This window comes from Nostoc sp. PA-18-2419, from assembly GCF_005869855.1.
In the GTDB taxonomy this organism is placed as follows: Bacteria; Cyanobacteriota; Cyanobacteriia; order Cyanobacteriales; family Nostocaceae; genus Nostoc.
The window spans coordinates 1-23379 of sequence record NZ_SZNH01000051.1; the positions used below are offsets into that span (position 1 = coordinate 1).

The following is a 23379-nucleotide window of genomic DNA, read 5'->3' on the forward strand; positions in this document are numbered from 1 at the left end:
ACTAACTGCTCAACTACTGGTAAATTGCTAGTCCTGATTTTAGCGATCGCGCCACCTCCATGAGGCAAAGGTGTCACTTGTCCTGTATCTCGATAGCGACGAATTAACCTTTTAATGAAGGATAAGCTCACTTTAAAGCGTTTAGCCAGTTGGCGTTGTGACCCTTGTTGGGCTTCATAAGCATCTATCACACGTTGGCGTAAATCAGTTGAGTAAGGAGCAGGCATAACTATGAGTATTTTTGCTGCCTCTCCAGTTTACTAAATTTGTGGTCTATTCAATTGAAAAACGCTGTAAGCACTGGCAAACTTTTAGCGTGTGAATTCACAAAAATAGATTGTTTCAAGCTTTTATCAACTATCTTTGATTCAGTAGCTATTGCTAACAAACCATAGCAAAATAAAGTTTGAATGCCTCAAATTCACACTTCATTTTTAGTTTTTTGTCAATGCATAAGTCTTACTGTCTTAACCACAGAGAATCACTTACAGATGAGAGGCAAATGAATTTTTGCTTTGGCTCTCAGCTCTATATCCGTGGTATTTAGCTTCAAAAAAGGGAACATCTAAATAACTTACTAATAATTAACTACAAAATATTACTTAGATGTCTACACTTTGAAAGACATCTTTGCATATTCTTTATATTTTGGAGCAATAAATGTATATAAAATTGCTTATCTTTGTGTAATCTTTATATTTTTAGATTAATTGCAGCGATGCCTGGGTTGGGCTATGCCTAAGCGAAGCTCAAAAGGCACTACACATTTAGTATCATTTTACAATACTTCTTTGGAATGAAAAATATAAATGCGATCGCCTTGTATCTAAATAAGCATTTGATCGTTATAAAAATCATTTTTACTCAAATATCTTATTAATATTGACTCTAATTTAAATACCTGAATTGGTTTAATAAGATAGTCGTTAGCACCAGTTTTCACAAGAAAAAATTTATTTTCTGAAAGTTCATTAAAGTCCATCCTTACTACCTGTAAATCTTCTAAAGAAGGCTCTTGTGTAATAATATTTAGCAAATCATAGCCACTAACATCACCTATTAACTGGACATCCAACAGAATTAAATTTAGTTCTCGGGTTTGCACCTCCTGAAAAAGTCATTCACACTATTAATCAACTTGACTTGGTAGCCAATTGTCTGGACATAATCTTGCAGCACAATACTTGTATTATGCTCATCTGCTACAAGCAAAATAGTTTTATTTTGAGGAACGCCTAGGGAAGATGATGCAGATATAAAATTTTTTGCCTCATCTGTCTAAAGTTCTGAATGTTGAAAGGGGACGCTTATACTTTTATGCTCATCTTCCAGATACAATCGATTTGGTAAAAACAAAGTAAACTCGCTACCTTTTCCTAAAGTAGATGTAACAGTTACATCTCCACTGTGTAAACGGGCTAATTTGCGTGTCAAAGCTAAACCCAAACCTGTACCTTCGTACTGGCGATTTAACTGACTATCAAGCTGTTTGAAGGGTTCAAATAGAAATTGAAAATGACTTGAGTCAATACCAATTCCACTATCTGAAACTATAAATTTCATTCCTCGCGGTAGTTTCTTGACTATCAGCGATACCTCACCAACTGAGGTAAATTTCACAGCATTGCTGAGCAGGTTAAGTAGCATTTGCTTGATGCGCCGTTCATCAGCAATGCAAATATCCGCTTTGGGGTCAATTTCACATGTGAGTTGCAATCCCTTTTCTAAAGCGGGATCACGTACTGTCGATATGGCATAATTGCATATCTCTGACACTGACAAAGGTAAAAGCAACAATTCTTCTTTACCTGCTTCTACCTTAGATAAGTCCAAGATATCGTTAATCACAGCTAATAACTGTTCGCCACTACTATATATACAATCGATATATTCTTTTTGCTTTTCATTGACAGAGCCAACTATTTCTTGTTGAAGTAATTGCGATAAGCCCATAATTGCATTCAGAGGTGTCCGCAGTTCATGGCTCATGGTTGCTAAAAATTCACTTTTTGCTCGACTTGCTGCTTCTGCTGCTTCTTGAGAAGCAACTAGTTTCAACTCGGTTTGCTTGCGTTCACTAATATCCTCAATCATCGCAAGAAAAAACTCAGCTTGACCATTGCTATCCGGAATCACAGAAACAGAAATATGAGTCCAAACTAAGCTACCATCTTGATGTAGGCAGCGTCTTTCCATCTCAATACGATGTCTATCTACAGGTTGTTTAACTTCGACCCTTGAACTTTTTCCTAAATTTGTGCTTATTCCTGAGAGCAGTTGTTTATAAATTTCTAAATCACCTTTTTGTGTACAAACGTAATTTGTAAAACGTTTGCCGTATAAATCTTCTCGGCTACATCCTAAAATCTCGCATAGTGCAGCATTAATATCGACTATCTGCGCTTTCATGTCTATAAGCGCGATACCGACAGAAGAACACTCAAAAATCGCCCGAAATTGCGCTTCACTCTGCCGGAGTGCTTCCTGTGCAGTATTTCGCTGGCTCGCTTCTATAGCTAAGGTGACGAAATCTGCAATTGAGCCAGCAAAAGTTTCTTCTTCTAAAGTCCATTGCCGACCTTCGCCTATGTGTTCGTGACAAACTACGCCCACCAAACGCCCTTCTAGCCAAATTGGTGCATCCAGTAGTGATGTGATGCCAAAAGTAGAAAGATAAGACTCTGATAATTCTTGCGTTCTGATATCGTTTCTAGCATCATTTACGGCAATGCTACGTTCATGTTCTAAAGCCTGAAAATAAGTAACATAATTTGTTTTTAAAAGCGAGCTACCAAAGGTATGCTCTTTGGTATTCACATCGTATAAATCGATGCATTCCATTTTTGAACGTTCTTGATTATATAACCACACCCCGACTCGCTCCACTAAGAGCGTTCGAGCAGCCGTTTCTGTAATTTCTCTTAAGGCGGCATTTAGATTACCTTGCTGAAATGTCTTGCTCCTTGCCAGTTGCACCAAAGTCTGGCTTTGTTTTCGCCGACTATCTTCTCTAATTTGTAAACCCTCTTGGGCTTCATTATACCCTGTGATATTTATAGCCGCGGCCACCTGCATGAGTTGTCCTTAAAAAGAGATAAGTAGGTTGGCAGTTCTACGCGAACAGTAGAACTGTCTTTGTATAACTACAATTACTTCATAGAATTTTTCATAACCGGAAGATATATTTGTTTAAATCAAATCTTCTAATTCTGGGATGACAAGTTTCAGGCTAGAATTTGCCAATCACTTCTATAAGTTCATAGCAGTCATTTTTGCCTCAATGAGTTATGATTTGGATTTAAAATTATTTAACTATCAAGTAGTATAGTATTTTTAAAAGTTAACTTGCACAGCTAATGTAATCATTACATCACTTAATTACCGTAATTGCTACCTCGATTCCTTGGGATACTAGTCTTCTGATTTAGATTCTTGGTTAGTCCTGACTACCAGAATACCCTTGAATTCGCCTAGAGAAAGATATCTAATGACTTAAATTTTGCCAGAATTAAGTTAATATTAGCTGTTGCAAAGGTAGAGTGATGATAGATAGTAGTATAAAAATTGTTTCTTTAATTCCTAGTGGAACAGAGATTTTAGCGACATTAGGATTGGTTGATGCTATTGTAGGGCGATCGCACGAATGTGATTACCCCCCAGAAATCCAAAATCGCCCCGTTTGTACCCAAGCACGTTTAGACTCCAATGCCTCCAGCAGCGAAATTCACAATGACGTAAATAATTTATTACAATCTGCTCTCAGTATCTATGAAATTAAAACAGATGTTTTAGAGCAGTTGCAGCCTACCCATATTCTCACTCAAGACCAGTGTGATGTTTGTGCTGTAAGCCTTGATGAAGTCGAAAAGGCAGTTGCTACACTCCTTAAGAGTCAACCCCAGATTATTTCTTTACAACCTAACATTCTTCAAGATATTTGCGCTGATATTGAAAGAGTTGGCAATATCTTCAGTGTAGACTCAGTAAAAGTCATAGAAAATTTAGAGGCTCGGATCAAAATTTGTAAACAAAAAATTCAAGGACTTGCTTTAAATGAACTGCCCACTGTCACCTGCATTGAGTGGACCGATCCTTTGATGATTGCGGCGAATTGGATTCCGGAATTGGTTAACTTGGCAGGAGGGCAATCCCTGTTTAGTGTCGCCGGTCAGCCTTCTCCTGTGCTACCGTGGGAAACACTAGTAGCAAGTAATCCTGATATAATTGTTTTTATGCTTTGCGGCTTTGATTTAAATCGTACTCGCCAAGAAGCCCAGCTTTTAACTCAACTTCCAGAATGGGAAAAACTACATGCTACCCAAACTGGTAGGGTCTACATCACTGATGGCAATTCTTACTTCAATCGTCCAGGACCACGRCTGGTAGATTCTCTGGAAATTTTGGCAGAAATTTTACATCCAGAAATTTTTGAATACGGTTACAAAGGAACTGGTTGGGAACCTTTATGAAGAATTTAGAAATCACTATTTAGGAGCAAAGCAAAGAAAGCTCCTGAATCGTGAATTCTTCAAGATACTTGTTCAGAATCAGATGATGGTTCATTGTTAAATAACAGTAGACGTACAGCGAGAATAGCAAATCCCACAGCAGCGATCGCTTTAATCAAGCGTGTAGGTAATAATTCTGCTACTGCTCCTCCTGCTAATACTCCCAAAAAGCTTGTCAACAGTAGTGCTAATGCTGAACCAAAAAATACAGCACGCGGAGATTGACAACGCCCTGAAAGTGCGATCGCCGCTAGCTGACTTTTGTCACCTAATTCTGATAAAAAAACTGTAATAAAGCTCAATCCAAGAAGATGCCAATCCATATTATTACGGGAGGTGTAGGGGACACAGAGGAATAATTAATAATCGATAGTCAATGACTAATAACCAATAAATACATCCCAAAACAGCATTAGAGAAATCAACAACAACATCACGCCTGCTGATTTTTCTACAGTTTTTGGGCTGAGTCGGGTGGCTATCCAACCACCTAAAAGTACACCTAATAAACTGGTGGTTATGAGTGCAGCCGCAGATCCGATGAATACTATCCACGGTGAATGAGATTCCGCACTCATTAACAAAGTAGATAGCTGAGTCTTATCTCCAATTTCTGCTAAAAAGATAGTTATAAAGGTAGTACCAAAAACTACTAGCGCTGATTTCTGCTTTTGAGGATTATCCGCAACTACAGGCTGAACTGGCAAGCAGCGAGCAGGGGTTAAGTTAAAATCATCGCTATCTTTGAGTTCTAGGTCTATCTCAGATGAAGATATGCCAGAAATGCCTAAAGGTGCAGAATGTAGTTTCACAGGCAATAGTTTCGTTGCTAGGTTGTTTTCATATTTCTATCATTTTCTCAGATTTTTATCATAAATTGCAACCCAAGGGACTTCTAATTAAAAAATATTCCATTGCTTTGAGGACAGGAGCCAGGGAGCAGGGGGAGAGAAAGTCGTTTTGATGGGCGTGAGATGGAATAATTTATTTTCTGGAAGTCCCCCAAACAAAAAATGAGCATTGGGGTGTCAAAAGCCAATGGCTTGATCAAACCGGAGTATTTCTAAACTGCGATCGCCATATACTCCCTCTATTTGCTGACGACAGCAGTCAATGGCAAAATCATTGAGTTCTTCCGGCTCAATCCCATACATATCTTGAAAGACTTCCGATTCAACGCGGCAGAAGCGCGGGCGATTTAGGTAGATGCGGCACTCTCGCGTAGTATGGTCAAAATTAATGCACCATCCTCCTTCACCTACCATGCTCAGGTAAAGTTCTAGTTCTGGAGGCGAGAGATACTCATCCAAATCTGGACGCTCTGCTGGATCGAGATGACAGCAGGCTCCACATTGTTTTACACATTGCCAAGTTGACATTTGGGATTAGGGATTGGCGTCTGGGTACTGGGTATTATAGCGATTTTAGTTTGGCATGCTGTAGGTTAGCACAGCTGTAGTACCCTACGAACGTCTGTATTTACTCAATTAAGAACAGTTATAGGGATTCGGTACTGGGTATTACAAAATAGTATTTTTAATCTCATTCTTTAGTCCCTACTCCCGATTTACCCTTATCGCCAAACGAGGCCTCGAGTTCCCTAATCCTCGATTCCTCATATTTTATGTTTTTTCTTATAATTTTGTTAAGTAAATTAAATCTTACAGCCTGCGGCCAGATATGATCGATTGCGGGTTTCTAACAAAGTATTGAATTTCTTAAACCAAATTAGGAGGAGAAAAGGAAAAATGTTTGACGCTGTATCTGATTTGTTTAACGCTTTTACCAGCATCAATTGGGAAGTTATTTTTCAATTACTGTCCGTGGCGCTAATCGTGATTGCTGGCCCGGCAGTAATCTTTGTGTTAGCATTTCGCAACGGTAACCTTTAAGAATACTGAGTGCTGATTGAGAGTTAATAATTGAGAGTTAAGAGTGAGAATTCAAAATTTTCTTCTTTAGTTATGCAACAGAATTGGTGAGTTGAGGAGTGAAAGACTTTTTATACTTCTCTAGCAGACAAATCTTTGTGTACTTCACTCTGCTTAAAATCTGTTGTAACTCTAAACTCATAAATCAGCACTCTTATTCTCAGGGTTAGAAGTAAAAAGTTAATTAAGAAATCACAACTCCCAACTCCTAACTCCTAATTCCTAACTCAGCACTTCGTACTTGATAAAGCTTGAAGGGCTGCCTGGATAATATTGTCATATTGTGGTTGAGAAATATCAACTTCTTTGGCATCTTGACGATTAATGCCAAGCAAACCATTTACCTGTCCTGGTTGCATAACCAAGATTTTGCCTTCAGGATTTTTAATTCTTAATTCTGCTGCCAAACCATTTTTATAGAAACCGCAAGTATATTGTCGCTGGTTGTATTCAAAAGTGGTGCTTGAAGAGGTAGGCGGCGAAACAAAAAATTGTTGAGCCGGAATTGGCAATCTCACACCTACTAACTCTAGCTCGATGGTAGTGTTACCGTTAAAGTGATTCTCTCGCAGTTTATAAGCGACATCCACTCGTGATGGAAGGCGGAAGTAATCGCGCCAACGCCAAGCGATCGCTTTAATTTTATAATGTTGACCATCGACAGTTTGAGCAACTGTCAGTTTGATATGACCCTTGCCAACAATTTGCTGCTCAACTACTTGGACATTAGGTGTCCAAAAAATCGGATCGGGATTATCGATACCGCAAGGATGCAGAGCGTTAAGCTGTTGATAAAGCTGCTGATTGATTTGATTGAGGTTGACTTCGGCATCAATTTTCAGCAAAGGCTTGAGATGTTGGGGTTCAAGACATCCGTTGGCAAACTCAATCAAACGCGATCGCAACGCTTGTAAATTTTCTGCTGGTAAAGAAAATCCGCCGGCTGCTTTGTGTCCGCCAAATTTTCCTAGTAAGTCGTGACAAGCTTCCAAAGCTGCAAACACATCAAACTCTGGAATTCCTCGTGCTGAACCGCGTGTGTGTTGCTCATCTTCATACGTACCAATGAACACAGGGACGCCGTAGCGTTCCACCAAGCGAGAGGCGACGATACCGATAACGCCGTGATGCCAATTGGGTTGCACAACAACTAATATACGGTCTTGCTGTAGAGATGCCACAAATTCTGTCTCTACAAAAGCGATCGCTTCTTGTTCAATTTGCTCGCACATTTGCTGGCGAGAGGTGTTGACTTGTTCGCACTGCATTGCTCTTTCGAGCGCCACTCCCATATCATCTGTAGTTAGCAGTTCAATCACAGTCAAAGGATTACCAATTCGACCAATAGCATTAATTCGCGGCCCTAAACGAAACCCTATATCCTCAGGCTTCAGGGATTTGGGATTTGAGATTTGGGATTTGGGAACTTTATCCTCTGCCTCCTGCCCCCTGCCCCCTGCCCCCTCATCTCCTCTGGCTTGCACCCCAGCTACCTGAATTAAAGCTTGGATTCCGGGTAAATTGGATTTAGGTAAATGCTGTAAACCGCGTTTCACCCAACGACGATTCACACCAGTTAAAGGAGCTAAATCTGCGATCGTTCCCAGTGTAAATAGTGCTAGCATCGGTCTAATTAAGCCTTGAGTCTCCCCTAACTGTTGTGCTAGAGACACTGCCAATATGTAGGCGACACCAACACCAGCAACACCCCGATAAGGTGAGGATTCTGCTATGAGTTTGGGGTTGAGGATAGCATTAGCTGGTGGTAGTTTTTGGGGAATGTCGTGGTGGTCGGTAATAATAACTGCAAGACCAAGTTCTCTAGCTCTAGCTATTGGTTCAAATGCAGAAATGCCATTATCTACAGTGAGAATTAGTTCCACTCCTTCGCTGTGAAATTCTTCAACTATACGTTTATTAATACCGTAGCCTTCGTGCATTCGACTGGGAATAGCATAATCTACTTGTGCGCCCAAAGTGCGTAGACTACGCAAAAGTAAAGCAGTACTAGTCATGCCATCAGCATCATAGTCACCACAAATAGCGATTTTTGCTTGAGAGGCGATCGCATTTTGTAACAACTCCAAACTAATCGCCAAATCTGGGAATTCCTCCAACGGCGAAGGTAAGACTAAAGACTCTGGATTTAAAAATGCTTGTACTTGTTCTGGTGTTTCTATACCCCGATTAATCAGCAATTGGCTGATAATAGGCGAAATCTTTGTCAAAACCGCCAGATTTTTGGCAAATTCTGGTTTTTGTGGATAAATCTGCCAGCGCTGATTGGGTAAGCGTCTGTGAGGCTTTGATACTTCAGATACAGCTCGGTCTAGCACAATAAAAGTTAGGAGTTTTCAGTTATGAGTGTTGAATTGAAAGTTGTTTCTTAACTCATAACTAATAACATTAATTTACTATCTAGAACACGTTTATCCTACCATCATCCATAATATACAACGAGCGATCGCCCGGAGAACGCCAAGTCGGACGGAGTTCCAGGCGCAATGTGCCAAAGTTTGGTTTTGAAACAATTGCTTGTAGTGATAAACCCTTTTCGCTCCAAAATATCAAAGATGTATTTGGCTCTGTACCCTCTATTTGTTCTAAATTTAATTTTTGTCCTGGATTCAAAGATATTGCGTCAGTCCCGGAGGGTTTTTGGATTTTTATCAGATTGGGTGTGCTATTTACAACTTCAACCTGGATGTGTTGTCCAGGAGTAAATTGAATTGGACGCGGCCCACACTTAGACGCACATGTTCCCGCCAAGGTAACATTAGGGTTATTAATGGATGCTGTGAGAACGCTAAATGCAATTAAAGCAAATGACAGAGACTTAAACATAATACACAGTATAAGTACTTGACTAAAATTTTACTTTAGTCAAGTACTATCAAGCCTCAGCATATTTTCCAGAATGGTTATTTAAATTAAAGTGCAAGGGAATAATAGTTGCTCCCAACTCAGCTTGGCTTTCACCTTTCTCCTTCCCCTATAATGTCTCTTTAACCGAAACGTCCACTAATATAATCCTCAGCTTCTTTAGTTTGAGGAGAACTGAACATTTGCAGTGTCGGACTGAACTCAACTAATTTTCCCCGACGTTTACCATGCTCGTCAATTTCTGTATTGAAGAAAGCGGTAAAATCTGCGACTCTGGAAGCTTGCTGCATGTTGTGAGTCACTATGATAATAGTGTATTGTTGCTTGAGTTCTAAGCACAATTCTTCTACTTGGCGGCTAGAAATTGGGTCAAGAGCAGAGCATGGTTCATCCATTAATAATACATCTGGTTTCATAGCGATCGCTCTGGCGATGCAAAGCCGTTGCTGTTGTCCCCCTGATAATGCAGTACCCTTTTGTTTGAGTTTATCTTTAACTTCATCCCAGATAGCAGCCCGTCTGAGGGAATCTTCTACCAACTCATCGATGTTACCTTTATAACCGTTAGAACGGGGGCCAAAGGCAATGTTGTCATAGATTGACTTCGGAAAAGGATTTGGTCTTTGAAAAACCATTCCGACTTGGCGGCGTAATTTTACAGAATTGATTTTCGGGTCGTAAATATTGCGATCGCGATAATTCAATCTCCCCTCTACCTTCGCTCCAGGAATTAAATCATTCATTCGATTGAAGCAACGTAGTAGAGTACTTTTACCACATCCTGAAGGACCAATAAAAGCAATAATTTGTTTTTCTGGAATCTTTAAGTAAACATCTAAAAGTGCCAGAAATCCACCATAGTATACTTTCACTCCTTCAGCATTAAATACTGCATTTGCTGGTTCTATTGTGGTACTATCTTGTTGACTTCTTCTATTGCTGTAAGTCATTTTTTGCTGCTCCAAATTTTAGAAAAAAATTCTTCAACTATAGTTGTATCCCTACTGAATATTGGAACAATATTCAAGCTTATTAATTTGGAATTGTTACCATTTATCTAATTTATTGTAAAGCGTTGCCTAATATAAATTGCTATACCATTTAAAACTAAAATCAAGAGTAATAATGCAATAATTGTGGCTGCTGCTGCACTAGCAAAACCTGGTTCTGGACGAGTGATGTAGCTATAAATTTGAATAGGTAAAGCCATAAATCTCTGGAATAAACCAGGGTTAAAAGTAAGAAAACCCACAGCACCTACAACAATTAAAGACGCTGCATCACCAATAGCACGCGATACAGAGATAATTACCCCAGTTAGGATACCAGGAACAGCATAGGGTATAACATGATGGCTGATAGTTCGCCATTTAGTAACACCTAATCCGTAAGAAGCATTTCTTAAAGAATCTGGGACGGCGCGAATTGCTTCTCTAGCCGTCACAATAATTACTGGTAAAGATAATAAAGATAAAGTCAATGCTCCAGAAATCAAAGCGGGGCCGAACCCAAGCAGATAATTAAAAACTCCTAAACCTAGTAATCCGTAGACAATAGAAGGTACTCCCGCTAGATTGCTGATATTAATCTCAACAATCGCTGTCCACCAAGCTTTAGGTGCATACTCTTCTAGATATAAAGCTGCTCCAACACCAATTGGTACAGTGACCAAAATTACAACAAATCCTAAAAGGACACTGCTGATAATTGCAGGACGAATACCACCTTGGTCAGGAAAACGAGAAGGAGTTTCCGTAAGAAAGCCAGGTGATAAAAATCTGCCTAATCCGTCTCGCAAAATATCAAATAGTAGCAACACTAAGATAAATAAACCAATCAGCAATCCTAACAAAAAAAGTACTTCAAATACTTTCCCTACTGTCTCCCTACTTTCAACATTATCGGTAAATTCTGGCGCAGAATCTAGAGAATCATTTTGTCGATAATTTGTAGCCATATCTATTTAGTCGTATTTTTCTTTAAAGCGATTAGCAATCCAGTAACTAACAATATTCAAAGCAAGGGTAAGTAGAAACAGAACAGCACCTACAGCATATAATGTCTTGAAATTGAGACTACCACGTGGACTATCTCCACCAGAAATCTGTGCCATGTAAGCTGTCATTGTTTCTATTGATTCCGTAAAATTAACAGTTAACCTTGGTTGTTGTCCGGCAGCGATGAGAACAGTCATTGTTTCACCTACAGCTCGAGAAATACCCAAAATAATCGAAGCTATGATTCCAGAAAGTGCGGCTGGTAGAACTACTTTAAAAATAGTTTCTAGTTTAGTGATGCCTAAAGCGTAAGCTCCTTCTCGCAAAGAACGTGGAACTGCTCGAATAGCATCTAAGCTGATAGAACCAACTGTAGGAGTAATCATTACACCCATCATTAACCCAGCGCTCAAGGCATTAAAGATTTCTAGAGGGATGATATTCCGCAGTAATGGTGTAACAAATAACAATGCAAAGTAACCATAGACTACCGTTGGTACTCCTGCTAAAAGTTCAACTGCTGGACGTAAAATGGCTGCTACTTTGGGTTGAGCATACTCACTTAAATAAATTGCAGAAGATAAACCCAAAGGAATAGCAACTGCCATTGCAATAGCTGTAGTCAAGAAAGTGCCATTAATCAATGGCCAAACACCAAAATGTCTATCGGCAAATAAAGGCGTCCATTTAGTATCAAGAAAGAATTGGGCAAAAGAGACTTCTTGAAAAAAACTGAATGTCTCCTGAAAAATAATTATGACAATTCCAAAGGTAGTCAAAACCGAGACTAAAGCACAAGCAAATAAAATCGCCGCAATAATTTTTTCTGAAATATCTTCAGATGCATTTTTCTCCAGTGACTCTCTGGATTTTAAATAAGGAGCGTCTTGAGAATTTGCATTTTGCATAAACAATTAACTTATTACTAAAATTAAACTAGAATGACTGAAACTTTATTTAAATAAAGTTTGTAATCGGTTCACCTGGTTTTGCTTTTTTAAACTTTGTTCCAGTTTCACCAGTAGCAAATTTTTGTTTGACTTTGAGGTAAGCTTCATCAGGTAATGCTACATAACCAACACTATCTACCCACTTCCAAGAATTTTCTAGATAAAAATCTACAAAATCTTTTACTGCTGGCTTAGTATCTAAAGATTTTTTACTGACATAGATAAACAGAGGACGAGACAAAGGTGTGTAGATATTTTTAATTACATTATCTACCGGAACTGGTTTTTCACATTTCCCTGTGGGACTTTCTACAGCAACTATATTGAGTTTATCTTGGTTTTGAATGTAGTAAGATATCCCTACATAACCCAAGGCTGATACATCACCTGACACTCCTTGTACGAGAAGGTTTTGATTTTGAGTTGCAGTGTAGTCTGTACGACCATTTTTGGCTTTGCCAGTCACAGCTTGAGTCATATAATCGAATGTTCCCGTATCAGAAGATGGAGCATACAGCTTCAGCTTTTCGTTAGGAAACTTGGAATTAACTTGATTCCATCTCAATATTTTGCCGTCTGATTTGCCGCCCCAAATTTTACCCAGTTCCTTAATAGTTAGACATTTGGCAAAGTTATTTTGGCGATTAGCAATCACGGCGATGCCATCTAAAGCTATAGGCAACTCTACAAATTTAATATTCTTACTTTGGCATTTTTTGATTTCTTCATCTCTAATGGTGCGAGAAGCACCAGCTATATCAATATCGCCATTACAAAATTTACTGAAACCACCACCAGTACCACTTGAGGCAACGCTTACTTTAGCTTCAGGTTTGACTTTACCGTATTCTTCTGCAACAGCTAAAGAAATAGGAAAACCTACAGCTGCACCATCAATACTCACTTGACTTTTCTTTTCCTCATTCCTGCTACAAGCAGTGATACTACTGGCAAGAATCATTAAAAATATCAGGAAAAAGCTATCTTTAAATCTACTACAAAAGCTCATAAATTATCAACTGAGTAAAGTGAGTGAAGAATTTCTTATACTTGGCTATCTGCAAGTAGAAAATGCTGCATGAAAAAATAGATATCATGCTTTATTTGCAGCTTGCACTTTGTCAAAAATTCCTCCCTGTCCAAAAAACTTTTTCTGGATAATATCCCAGCCACCCAAATCTTGAGATGTGAATAAAGTTTTAATTGGCTGATATTGTGATGCTACTTCTTGGGCGACAGTGGGGTTAACAGGACGATATTGTAATTTTGCAAATTCCCGTTGAGCTTCTGTCGAGTAAAGGAAATCAACAAAGGCTTGTGCAACTTCTCTTGTACCGTGCTTATCGACGTTTTTATCAACTATGGCTACAGGATTATCAATGGAGATATTGACTTGGGGTACAACATAAGGTAACTTCGTACCAGTTCTTTGTGCCAAAATTACCTCATTTTCGTAGTTAATTAAGACATCTCCCTGACCTTTTTGGAAAAACAAATCGCTTGCTTCACGGGCATCTTTTGTCAGAATAGGGGTGTTTTTATAAACTTTGGTGACATAATCTAATGCTGTGGCTTCGTCACCTCCGGTTAGACTCACCGAACCCCAAAAAGTTAAGAATTCCCAGATAGCAATACCAGAAGTTTTTGGGTTAGCCGCAATCACTTTCACGCCATCTTTTGCCAAGTCTGCCCAAGTATTTATACCTTTTGGATTGCCTTCGCGCGTTACGATCGCCGCTACAGATCTACTGACAATACCATTTCTCGGAGATTTAATTTCCCAGCCTGATTTAATTAAACCTGCTTGCTGAATTTTATTTACATCAAGTGGAAGTGCCAAGTGTACAATATCTGCTTCTTGCGAACCAGCAATCACAGCAGCCGTTTGAGCGCCAGAACCTCCATAGCTTTGCTCAAATGTGACGTTTTGGTTGTGTTCTTGCTTCCACTTTTGCACAAATTTGGGAATTATCTGATCGTGAGCTGCTTTGGTAACAGAAAAGGAAACTAGCCTCAGCTTGACATCAGCATCATTAGCCGAACTGCTTCCACAGGAAGCAACTGCCATACTCAAAAAAGCACTTATTAGCAACAGACTCGCAAAGCTTAGCAAACTACGTCCATTCAACCAACTTCTAATTCGGCGTTGGCACAAAAATTCTATAGCCTGCAAAGCTTTCTTGGCATAAATCTGCATTCCTTGGGTTAGGAATTGACTTACTTGTGTTTGTTGTTGCGACTTGCTCATCAGAAATCACCCCTAAATCTACGGTATATCTAGTCAAATACCGTAATTAAAAAGATTATAGGGTATGTAGAACAATAATTTTCATTCGCTCTGAATTTTTGTACTACAGCTATTTTTACAGTGTTTTGCAGGAATATAAGGTATATTCCTCCCCAACCCTGCCCTTAAGAATGCAGATAGGGTATTTATGTACCTCACAAAGTTTAAATCTGCTGTGCACTAATAGAGTACGAACTACCCCGTATCGGATTGCTCAGAGGATTTTTGTATTCTGAGTGCTGAGTAAGAAGAGAAAATTTGACAGTGCGATCGCTTAAATAATTTATCTCCAATCAAGCTATTCACTACATTTAATTGGTACAGTCAACTGCCAATAATTCGCAGCTTGTTTCATATTCATTGATAAAAGCTTGGGATCTCCCAAATCCAAGACATCTTTAGGAGTAGTTGGAGTAATTCCCAGGCATTTAATAATTTCTGTAGCAATTGCTCTTGCTAATGGTGGCGGAACTGCATTTCCTACCTGCCTTGCACCATGCCATTTAGTAATATGAAAACGAAACCAATCAGGAAACCCATGTAAGCGTGCCATTTCCCGTACTGTAATGCAGCGAGGCTGACTATAATGAATAGGTCTTGGAGAAGTATGTGCGCCATGAGCAGCATCAGTTCCTGCTCTTAAAGTGTTGGCTATGCCTTTTTCTGCTAGTTTGAAAAAGTGAGAAATAGGTTCTTTTTTTCCCTGTTCTGTAAGTTGAAATCTCGCCCGCGAAATTTGGGAATGATTAGTTCTCATACTCGAAGTCAAAAGAGAAGGATTCCAATTTCTGCGATAGCCAAAATGCCAACTGCTATCATCTAAACATCTCATCTCTCGTGCATAATTGCTGGGACTGCTCCATTTTTCTATTTCGGTGCAATCACTAGATAATAACTCTTCAAATTCTTCTACTTCTGGTAAATCTCCAAGGGCATCCCAACAAGAAGGAGTAACAGGTAAGATAGGATTGGTTAGCGTCGGACAAACTAGTTTAGTAGATGGGGTAGGATACTTAGGTAAAACAAAACCTTTCTTTGCACCAATGAGAAATAATCTTTCTCGCCTTTGTGGTACTCCATAATCAGCAGCATTCAAGATTTTCCAAGGTAAACAGATTTGATAGCCATTTTGGCTGAAAATTTTGATTAATTCAGACAAAAAACATTTATGTTTTCCAACTGTCAAACCTTTAACATTTTCAAAAACAAAATAAGCAGGTTCTAACTCTAAGACAATTCTGATAAAATCTTTGATTAAAAAATTTCTGGGATCGTCTAATGCTCTACGACCTATATACGAGTAACCTTGACAAGGTGAACCAGAAATTATAGTTTCGATATTTTGATTGCCGATTCCAGTTCTTTCTCGAATCTCTTTCCCTGATAATTCGGTTATCGAACAAGGTAATACCACGCAATCAGGAAAATTAAACTTATGAACGACTGCATGAATTGGATCGATTTCAACAGCAGCTTTCACATCAAAACCAGCTTGTTCAAACCCTAAACTTAGTCCTCCTGCACCAGCAAATAAATCTATTACAATTGGTCTTTTTAGCTGCTGTTTCATTTTTTTCTGGGCATGGGGAATGGGGCATTGGGCATGGAGGGAGTGTGGGAGGAGTAGAGGTGTTAAAAGGATGGGGAAGAAATCTTTCCCCCCTCTCTCCCGTCTCTCCCATCTCTCCCCACACTTCCCTATCTCCTCATCTCCCGATCTCCCCATTCCCCGGTAACATTTGCAAAATTTCTTCAGCAGCGCGATCGCACACGCCAACTTCTCCTAAATCTCGCCGCATTTGCTGATAATCTGCCAAAATTTGCTTTCTACGACTGGGATTGAGTAACAATTCCATCGCCGCTTGAATAATATTCTCTGGTGTGGCTTGCTCTTGTAAAAATTCTGGCACAATTGGCTTCATCACTACTAAATTGGGTGGCGATGCAAAAGTTATGGAACCTTTAAGGATTTTACGACCTATCCAAGCAGTTACGGGATTTAAACGATAAACTACAACTTGCGGTACGTTTAACAAGGCAAGTTCTAAGTTGACGGTACCAGATTTGCTAATAGCTAAATCAGCAGCAGCAAAAACTTGCTTTTGTTGACCTGATACAACTGTAGCCTGCAAACCGTAACGCTCAATTGCCTCCTGAATTGGCTGTCTATAAATTTCTAGAGACAGGGGAATCCAAAAATGAACTTCGGGTAATTTAGCTTGAATCGTTTGGGCAGCTTGAAAAATTATTGGTAAAAGAGATTTTAATTCTTGGCGGCGAGAAGCAGGGAGTAGGGCGATCGTAATTTGTTCTGGCGCAATCCCCAGTGTTGCACGCGCTGCTTGGCGACTGGGAGCATCTTGCATCCGGTCAACTAAAGGATGCCCCACCCAACTAACTTCTGCCCCTTGCTCGCTATAGTAACGGGCTTCTTCGGGAAAAATTGCTAATAGTTTGTCTGTAAAACCGACAATTCGGTTAGTGTTTCGCAAACTTACTGAAAAAGCCCACTCTTGAGGAGCAATGTAATATACCACAGGTATTTGTGGTAAATTTTGTTCGATAAAAGTGCCGATTCCCAAATTTGGGCCGATGTAGTCAATCAACACTACCAAGTCAGGTGGATTTTGTTTTAGGGAAGCGATCGCTCGTCTTTGCAGTTGGAGAGTCGGCAAAACATAAGGTAGTCCTTCTAGAACACCCACTGAGCCAATACTACTGGTATTGCCCAACAAAGTTGCCCCAGCCTCCAGCATTTTTTCGCCGCCCAGCGCCAAAATCTCTAATTCCAACCCCATCGCCACAGCTTGACGCTTCAGCGCTGTAATTAGTAGCGACCCTTGCAAATCGCCAGATACTTCCCCAGTGCTGATAAATATCCGCATTTGATAACTAAAGTTGAGTAGTTAAGAGCCAGGAGTGAGTAGTCAAAAATTTTATTCATGACTCATAATTCTTGTAGAGACGCGATTAATCGCGTCTCTACCTCAGACGTCTCTCTACCTCACTCACGATTCATCATTTGTGCCTTTTTTTACCTTTCCAGGAATCAAGCCACGCCTTCCTGGCATCTGAGAAAGTAGCAGGAAGCGCCTCAAATGCTGTAACTCTTCAGTATCCCCTAACAATTCCAGTTGTTCCAAAGCATCCTTGAACGACAAGTCAGAGCGGTAAAGAATCCGGAAGGCTTTTTTGAGCATTTGTAAATCTGCTGCGTCCATACCAGACCGTTTGAGTCCTACAAGGTTGAGGGTTCGCACCCGCGCCGGATTGCCTTCCACCAACATATATGGGGCTACATCCCGGTCAATACGTGCCATACCGCCCACCATTGCCTGTCTACCAATATGCACAAACTGATGGACACCTAAAACCCCACTCAGCCTAGCGCGTGACTCTATATGCACATGACCAGCCAAGGCCACAGAGTTGGCAATCACTACCTGGTCTTCAATCACGCAGTTGTGAGCTACATGGGCATAAGCCATCAGTAGGTTACCATCACCAATGACTGTCGCTTCACCAGCACCAGTAGCGCGGTTAATGGTCACGTACTCACGAATCAAGTTGTTGTCACCAATTTTGACCCAGGTTGGTTCTCCCACAAACTTGAGATCCTGGGGTTCCATGCCGATCGCTGCTCCTGTAAAAATCTGATTTCGCGCCCCAATTTCACAAGGCCCCTCTAGCACCACATGAGCGCCAATAATTGTTTCCGGGCCGACTTTGACATGCGCTCCAATCACAGCATAGGCACCGACTTGCACTGTATGGTGGAGTTCCGATTTGGGATGAACTACAGCAGTTGGATGAATAAGCGTTTTCAAGGGTGAATCTCCAGAACTGTCTTAATAAACCAGCGCTCGTCCGGGGTTTTTCCGGCAGGGCTTTGCTCTGATTAACAGAGTTGTAGCGACTGCCGTTCCATTGAGGCGACTGGCGTTGCTGAGCGTGAGTGTTTGAGTGAACGAATGTGTCAGAGCAAGTTGAGTGCGTTCGTCTCGTCAGAGAGGGCGGCGAAAATCAAGAAATTATAAGATGCTGTTGTGGATTCTTTTTTTAACTGTTATCCTTGTCAGGATTCAGTAGGGCAGTTCACGGCTATGCCCACACCACGAAAGCAAACTTTTAGTTAACTAGAGAAAACATCAATTCACCTTCACAAGCGAGTTGACCGTCAACTTCGGCAATACCTTGCATCTTACCGAAACGACGTTGTTTTACCCATAACAGTTCCACGGTCATTACTAGTTGATCCCCCGGTATGACTTGCCGACGAAAGCGGACTTTATCGATACCAGCGAAAACGAACAGTCCACCTTCAGCCTGAGGCATTTGAGTTAAGACAATGCCTCCGACTTGTGCCATTGCTTCTACAATTAGCACTCCTGGCATCAGTGGTCGTCCGGGAAAATGACCTTGGAAACAAGGTTCGTTAATTGTGACATTTTTAATGCCAACAGCTTTTTTCTCTGGGATATAGTCAATGATTTTATCTATAAGTAAAAATGGGTAGCGGTGGGGTAGCAGTTGCTGAATTTCTTCAGATGTGAAAGTTGTTTTAATCTCAGATGTGATTTTAGTCTCATTTGTACCTTGTTGTTCGGTAGATGTAGGTGTGGTGCGATCGCTGCTATTCACTTGAGTAAGGATTGACATTAGCCGTGTAGTTAACTTTTAATCTGGTTATTGAGTAGGCGTACATTGAAACTCTGATCAATCTAGGATTTCCAGCTTTCAGATTTCATCCAAAATCTGCCTTCATCAGTGACGCTTTTGCTAACGCTACGCTATCGGCAAAAACCGCCGAGTCGCGACTTTTAGCAAAATCCCAAATTGAAAATTTCTTTTGCCAGTTGAATGTGTAAATTATGGCTGGCTTTATACGCTAAGAAATGAGCAACAGGAAAATTTCCTACTAAACTTAAATCTCCTACTAAATCCAAGATTTTATGACGGACTGGCTCATTTGCAAATCTTAATGGTGGATTTACCCACCCCTCAGGCCCACAAACCAGTGCATTATCCAAACTACCACCTTTAATTAACCCTGTTTTCTGTAAGTGTTCAATTTGATGCAGTAACCCAAAAGTACGAGCCGGAGCAATTTCCGCAGCAAAGCTAGCAGAAGCATCTCCTAGTTCACCTGTTAGTGACCAACTATACCATTGATTTCCAATAGCAGGTAGGTCAAAATCAATACCGTAACTAAAGCGGGTTTCTGGTGCTGGGAGGGCACATACAAACGCATCTTCTTGATACACCCATATTGGTTGTTTAATAGCCAAGCGTTCTCGGTTGTCAATCGGTTGTGATACTAAGCCAACTTGGGCAATATTCGCTGTCCACACCTTTGCCGAACCATCTAAAAGTGGCACTTCTGGCCCGTCAATTTCAATGCGAGCGTTATCTACACCCATACCCGAAAGCGCTGCCAACAAATGCTCAACTGTGCGAACAGATACCTCACCCTTACCTAATTGAGTTGAGAGAAGAGTGTGATTAACTGCCGCAACTTGGGCTGGAATTATTGGCATATCTGGTAAATCTACCCTGACAAAGTAGCGTCCACTACTGACTTGGGCGGGTAGTATCCGCACTTGTGTAGTCACACCGCTATGCAGTCCCACTCCAGTTTGAGTGATTTTACCTGCTAGAGTGTGCTGTTGCATAGAGCAATCAATATATTTCGTTGAGTATTGTTCATAGTCTGTTTTGGTAAAACCCCTGAGATTCGCTGATAAATATCATTAATCCCTTTATCGGAACAGTATTGAGGCAAACGTCAAAATTAGCAAGCTAATTCCGAAAGAAAATTGCCAGTTGTCATTTGTTCAGTTGTTGTTTGTTATTTATCAATAATTAATGACCAATGACCAATCACAAATTAGAACCTTTCGCCAATACCGAAATTAATTCGGCTATCACCGTCATCATTGATACCGTAGTCAATGCGAATTGGTCCTAAGGGAGACTGAACGCGAACCCCAACTCCATAACCGTAGCCAGTACCGTTTTTATTCAGTACTTCCGCTGGTCTGGTGGTGGTTCCCAAATCACTACCAATATCAAAAAATAGTGCGCCGCTAACTACTGAAAAAACTGGAAACCGATACTCAACAGATGCTTGGACATAACTACGTCCACTGCTTAATGCTCCTTCGTCATAACCCCGAACCGAGTTGCTACCGCCAAGAGTAAAGGCTTCGTAGGGAGGCAAGTCACCGAAAATAGTTCCTGCTTGCAGATTAAATGCTAAAGTTTGTGCCCCTTTGCTAAGGCGAATCAATTGCACGGGGAAATATTGACTGTAGCTTCCGCGTAATCTCGTAAGTAAAATATTACCTTCTCCTATGGGTAGTGACTGATCGACCCCGAAGCGCAGATAAGAACCGCTAGTGGGTTGGAGAGGATTATTACGGAGATCGCGCTGTGTTCCCAGTTGTAACAGTAATAAATCGTCCTGACCTGTACCAGAGAAGCTCAATGGAACTTCTTCATTACCGATACGATTACCATCATCGTCAAATAGCGCTCCTGTTCTTCTGATATTGCCATCAGCATCTTGAGTGGTAACTCGTTGATACTGTAAACCTGCGGAGGCAGTCCACACTGAACTTTTGTAGGGATTGGAGGATAGGGGACGGGTAAAAGTAACACCACCACCTAGACGGACAACACGGGGCCGATCCTGAGCGTCTGTATCTGCGGGATTATCTGGATTAAATGTTCTTATATCTTGATCGTGCCCATCAAAAATCAGCGAAATGGAACTGCGGCGAAAAATATTAGTTGTGTAGGAAGTCCGGTAAGGATCTCCCGCAATCCAGGGATCGGTAAACCGGAGGTCAAACAGCAGTTCCCTTTCTCCCACCTGTACTTCTGCTCCCAGTTTTTGATTTCTACCATTTAGGTTTTGCTGTTGATAGCTGACTGTACCAAAAAGTCCGCTAGCAGAACTAATCCCTGCCCCAGCAGCAATAGAACCACTACTACGTTCAGCCACATTTACTACTACATCCACCTTACTGGGGTCAGTACCAGGGTCAAGGGAGACATTTACATCCTCAAATAGTCCTAGTCCATACACGCGCTGTAGGTCTTTTTGGACTGTATTGCGGTTGAATACCTGTCCTGGCTTTAATTCTAATTCTCGTGTAATGATGTAAGGCTGCGTCTTTCCGCGAATGGGTTGTCCTTTCTCGTCTGTTTCCTGACCATCTTTATTGCGGAACCGGACTCGAACGTTTTCTACTACCCCTTCTGCTACTTGCAAGGTAACAATTCCGTTTTCAGAGACTTGAGGCGCTCCAATTACGTTGGCTAGTACGTAACCTTGATCTTGATACCGCTTGTTTAACTGCTTGATTCCTTCCTGTAAATCACGCAAGTTCAGAATTTTACCATACTGGTCGCGAAATACTTCATCTACAGTATTAGGTGGTAGTACCGAGGCAACACCAGTGCCAGGATTGGCTTGCACTTGTACCTTAGTCAGGACGGGGTTAGGCTGTACCACAAAGCTCACCCGTACTCCCAAAGGGGTGTCTTCTGGGGTTGCTTGGACATTCGAGAAAAAGCCAGTACCAAAGATGGCATTAATATCTTCTTGGAGTTGGCTGCGGGTTGTTGTTCGTCCTGGTTGAGTACGAATGACTCTGTAAACTTGTTCTTCCAATTCTGGTGATAGTTGCCCAGCTTGTGACCTGACTACTACTTCCGACACCAGTACTCGGGGATCGGTGGCTTCTGGAGCTACGCCCGGTTGTGTATTTTCTGGAGTAGTGCTGGGGGCTGGGGCAGGTGTTCGTTGTTGATTATCTGGCAGGGGAATGTTGGGTATATTTTCTGGAGTAGTGCTGGGGGCTGGAGCAGGTGTTCGTTGTTGATTATCTGGCAGGGGAATGTCGGGAGTAGAAGATGGCTGTTGAGTATCTCCTGGTGTTGTGGGTAATAAAGGTTCTGTTGCAGGGGGATTACTATTTTCAGGGGCTGGAGTAGTCTCAGGAGTAGGGGAAGGAGTTGGTTGTTGAATATCTGGGAATGGGAGGTTTGGGGTTGGAGATGGCTGTTGAGTAGGGTTAGGATTTGTTTGAGGGGTTTGTGCTGTTGTTGGCGTTGTGGTTGGCACTATAACCTCTGGCAGAGTGTAGACACGGGGCGGTGAGGGGGTCACAGTCTTGGACGCCACATTCTCCACTTGGGGAGCCACCCCCGTGGGCGGGTTTCCCGACTTGAGGGGAGTGGCGTGAGACCCCAAGACAGAAGTGGCTCCGCTTCCCGTCGTTAGCGAAGTGGTAGCGAGTCTTGTTTTGTCAAAGACGCTACCTGAACGAGCGTCTTGCGTTAGCGCAGTGTTAGCAACCTTAAGAGCGTCAGCCCCGAACCCGTTGGCGTAGCTTCTGGTAGAGAAGGGCTTGTCGTCAGACATCGCTGCTGTTTTTTTAGCAGGGAAAACGGCGACAACACGGGACTGGAGATGCTTTGCTTGTGCAACCTCTGTGGTATTAGGTCGAGTTTGTAGACTGTTACTAGAGTCACCCTGACCAGTGTCTTTTTCTGGCTGCTGATTGGTTTCTGGTGTCAAAACCTCTGTTGTCTGTTTTGAAGTTTTGGCGGTTTGTGCATTCGCACTCGGTGAGCCGTACAAAGGCACTGCAATTGCCACTGCTGTCAGCAATACGGGAGATAAACGCATTTTACTTATGATTCCTCTTCACAACCACACACACCATCACAAATTAAGTCATTAGTCATTGGTCATTGGTTTTTCACAAATGACAAACGATGTAGGACAAATGATAAATGACAATCCACACTTTA

General features: G+C 41.2%; 19 protein-coding genes and 1 pseudogene. 2 read left to right on the forward strand and 18 right to left on the reverse strand.

Annotated features, from left to right (window positions below; genetic code table 11):
* Both FCR06_RS29120 and FCR06_RS29130 read right to left on the reverse strand, forming a co-directional pair.
* A partial coding sequence (locus FCR06_RS29120) for a helix-turn-helix domain-containing protein (RefSeq protein ID WP_223280347.1) occupies positions 1-227 on the reverse strand: 227 nt, incomplete at its 3' end.
* Between the two features lie 599 nt (positions 228-826).
* Positions 827-3141, reverse strand: a pseudogene (locus tag FCR06_RS29130) (ATP-binding protein).
* Between the two features lie 401 nt (positions 3142-3542).
* Between FCR06_RS29130 and FCR06_RS29135 the strand changes: the two are divergent.
* Positions 3543-4469, forward strand: a complete 927-nt coding sequence (locus FCR06_RS29135) for a cobalamin-binding protein (protein WP_138506016.1) — start codon at positions 3543-3545, stop codon at positions 4467-4469.
* Positions 4470-4528: 59 nt separating this feature from the next.
* Here the strand turns inward: FCR06_RS29135 and FCR06_RS29140 are convergent, their stop codons facing one another.
* The 3 genes from FCR06_RS29140 to FCR06_RS29150 form a co-directional block, all read right to left on the reverse strand.
* A complete protein-coding gene (locus FCR06_RS29140; RefSeq protein WP_138506018.1) occupies positions 4529-4831 on the reverse strand; it encodes a TMEM165/GDT1 family protein in 303 nt (100 codons plus the stop codon).
* 57 nt (positions 4832-4888) lie between these two features.
* A complete protein-coding gene (locus tag FCR06_RS29145) occupies positions 4889-5320 on the reverse strand; it encodes a TMEM165/GDT1 family protein (RefSeq protein ID WP_138506020.1) in 432 nt (143 codons plus the stop codon).
* Positions 5321-5536: 216 nt separating this feature from the next.
* On the reverse strand, positions 5537-5887 hold the full coding sequence (locus FCR06_RS29150) for a YkgJ family cysteine cluster protein (RefSeq protein WP_138506022.1): 351 nt from the start codon (positions 5885-5887) through the stop codon (positions 5537-5539).
* Positions 5888-6256: 369 nt separating this feature from the next.
* On the opposite strand from FCR06_RS29150, the gene psb30 reads away from it, so the two are divergent.
* On the forward strand, positions 6257-6400 hold the full coding sequence (psb30, locus tag FCR06_RS29155; RefSeq protein ID WP_069068686.1) for a photosystem II reaction center protein Ycf12/Psb30: 144 nt from the start codon (positions 6257-6259) through the stop codon (positions 6398-6400).
* A 266-nt stretch (positions 6401-6666) separates the two neighbouring features.
* Here psb30 and FCR06_RS29160 read toward each other — a convergent pair whose 3' ends face one another.
* From FCR06_RS29160 to FCR06_RS29220, 13 genes are all read right to left on the reverse strand, one after another.
* Positions 6667-8775, reverse strand: coding sequence for a single-stranded-DNA-specific exonuclease RecJ (locus FCR06_RS29160; protein WP_138506024.1), 2109 nt, complete (start codon positions 8773-8775; stop codon positions 6667-6669).
* An 82-nt stretch (positions 8776-8857) separates the two neighbouring features.
* Positions 8858-9283 carry a hypothetical protein gene (locus FCR06_RS29165; protein WP_138506026.1) on the reverse strand — a complete coding sequence of 142 codons (426 nt, stop codon included), beginning with the start codon at positions 9281-9283 and terminating at the stop codon, positions 8858-8860.
* Positions 9284-9444: 161 nt separating this feature from the next.
* Positions 9445-10272 carry a phosphate ABC transporter ATP-binding protein PstB gene (gene pstB, locus FCR06_RS29170; protein ID WP_138506027.1) on the reverse strand — a complete coding sequence of 276 codons (828 nt, stop codon included), beginning with the start codon at positions 10270-10272 and terminating at the stop codon, positions 9445-9447.
* Positions 10273-10379: 107 nt separating this feature from the next.
* Positions 10380-11279, reverse strand: a complete 900-nt coding sequence (pstA, locus tag FCR06_RS29175) for a phosphate ABC transporter permease PstA (protein ID WP_138506029.1) — start codon at positions 11277-11279, stop codon at positions 10380-10382.
* A 6-nt stretch (positions 11280-11285) separates the two neighbouring features.
* A complete protein-coding gene (gene pstC / locus FCR06_RS29180) occupies positions 11286-12227 on the reverse strand; it encodes a phosphate ABC transporter permease subunit PstC (protein ID WP_138506031.1) in 942 nt (313 codons plus the stop codon).
* A 49-nt stretch (positions 12228-12276) separates the two neighbouring features.
* Positions 12277-13278, reverse strand: a complete 1002-nt coding sequence (locus FCR06_RS29185; RefSeq protein ID WP_138506033.1) for a PstS family phosphate ABC transporter substrate-binding protein — start codon at positions 13276-13278, stop codon at positions 12277-12279.
* An 84-nt stretch (positions 13279-13362) separates the two neighbouring features.
* On the reverse strand, positions 13363-14517 hold the full coding sequence (locus FCR06_RS29190; RefSeq protein WP_138506035.1) for a sulfate ABC transporter substrate-binding protein: 1155 nt from the start codon (positions 14515-14517) through the stop codon (positions 13363-13365).
* Between the two features lie 337 nt (positions 14518-14854).
* Positions 14855-16126, reverse strand: coding sequence for a DNA cytosine methyltransferase (locus FCR06_RS29195; RefSeq protein ID WP_138506037.1), 1272 nt, complete (start codon positions 16124-16126; stop codon positions 14855-14857).
* A gap of 136 nt (positions 16127-16262) precedes the next feature.
* Positions 16263-17441 carry a lipid-A-disaccharide synthase gene (gene lpxB, locus FCR06_RS29200; protein WP_138506039.1) on the reverse strand — a complete coding sequence of 393 codons (1179 nt, stop codon included), beginning with the start codon at positions 17439-17441 and terminating at the stop codon, positions 16263-16265.
* A 123-nt stretch (positions 17442-17564) separates the two neighbouring features.
* Positions 17565-18383 carry an acyl-ACP--UDP-N-acetylglucosamine O-acyltransferase gene (gene lpxA, locus FCR06_RS29205; RefSeq protein WP_138506041.1) on the reverse strand — a complete coding sequence of 273 codons (819 nt, stop codon included), beginning with the start codon at positions 18381-18383 and terminating at the stop codon, positions 17565-17567.
* A gap of 301 nt (positions 18384-18684) precedes the next feature.
* Positions 18685-19215 carry a 3-hydroxyacyl-ACP dehydratase FabZ gene (gene fabZ, locus FCR06_RS29210; RefSeq protein ID WP_138506043.1) on the reverse strand — a complete coding sequence of 177 codons (531 nt, stop codon included), beginning with the start codon at positions 19213-19215 and terminating at the stop codon, positions 18685-18687.
* Between the two features lie 161 nt (positions 19216-19376).
* Positions 19377-20228 (reverse strand): UDP-3-O-acyl-N-acetylglucosamine deacetylase, encoded by an 852-nt coding sequence (lpxC, locus tag FCR06_RS29215; protein ID WP_138506045.1) that lies wholly within the window; start codon positions 20226-20228, stop codon positions 19377-19379.
* 215 nt (positions 20229-20443) lie between these two features.
* Positions 20444-23254 (reverse strand): BamA/TamA family outer membrane protein, encoded by a 2811-nt coding sequence (locus FCR06_RS29220; protein WP_138506047.1) that lies wholly within the window; start codon positions 23252-23254, stop codon positions 20444-20446.
* Between the last annotated feature and the right edge of the window lie 125 nt (positions 23255-23379).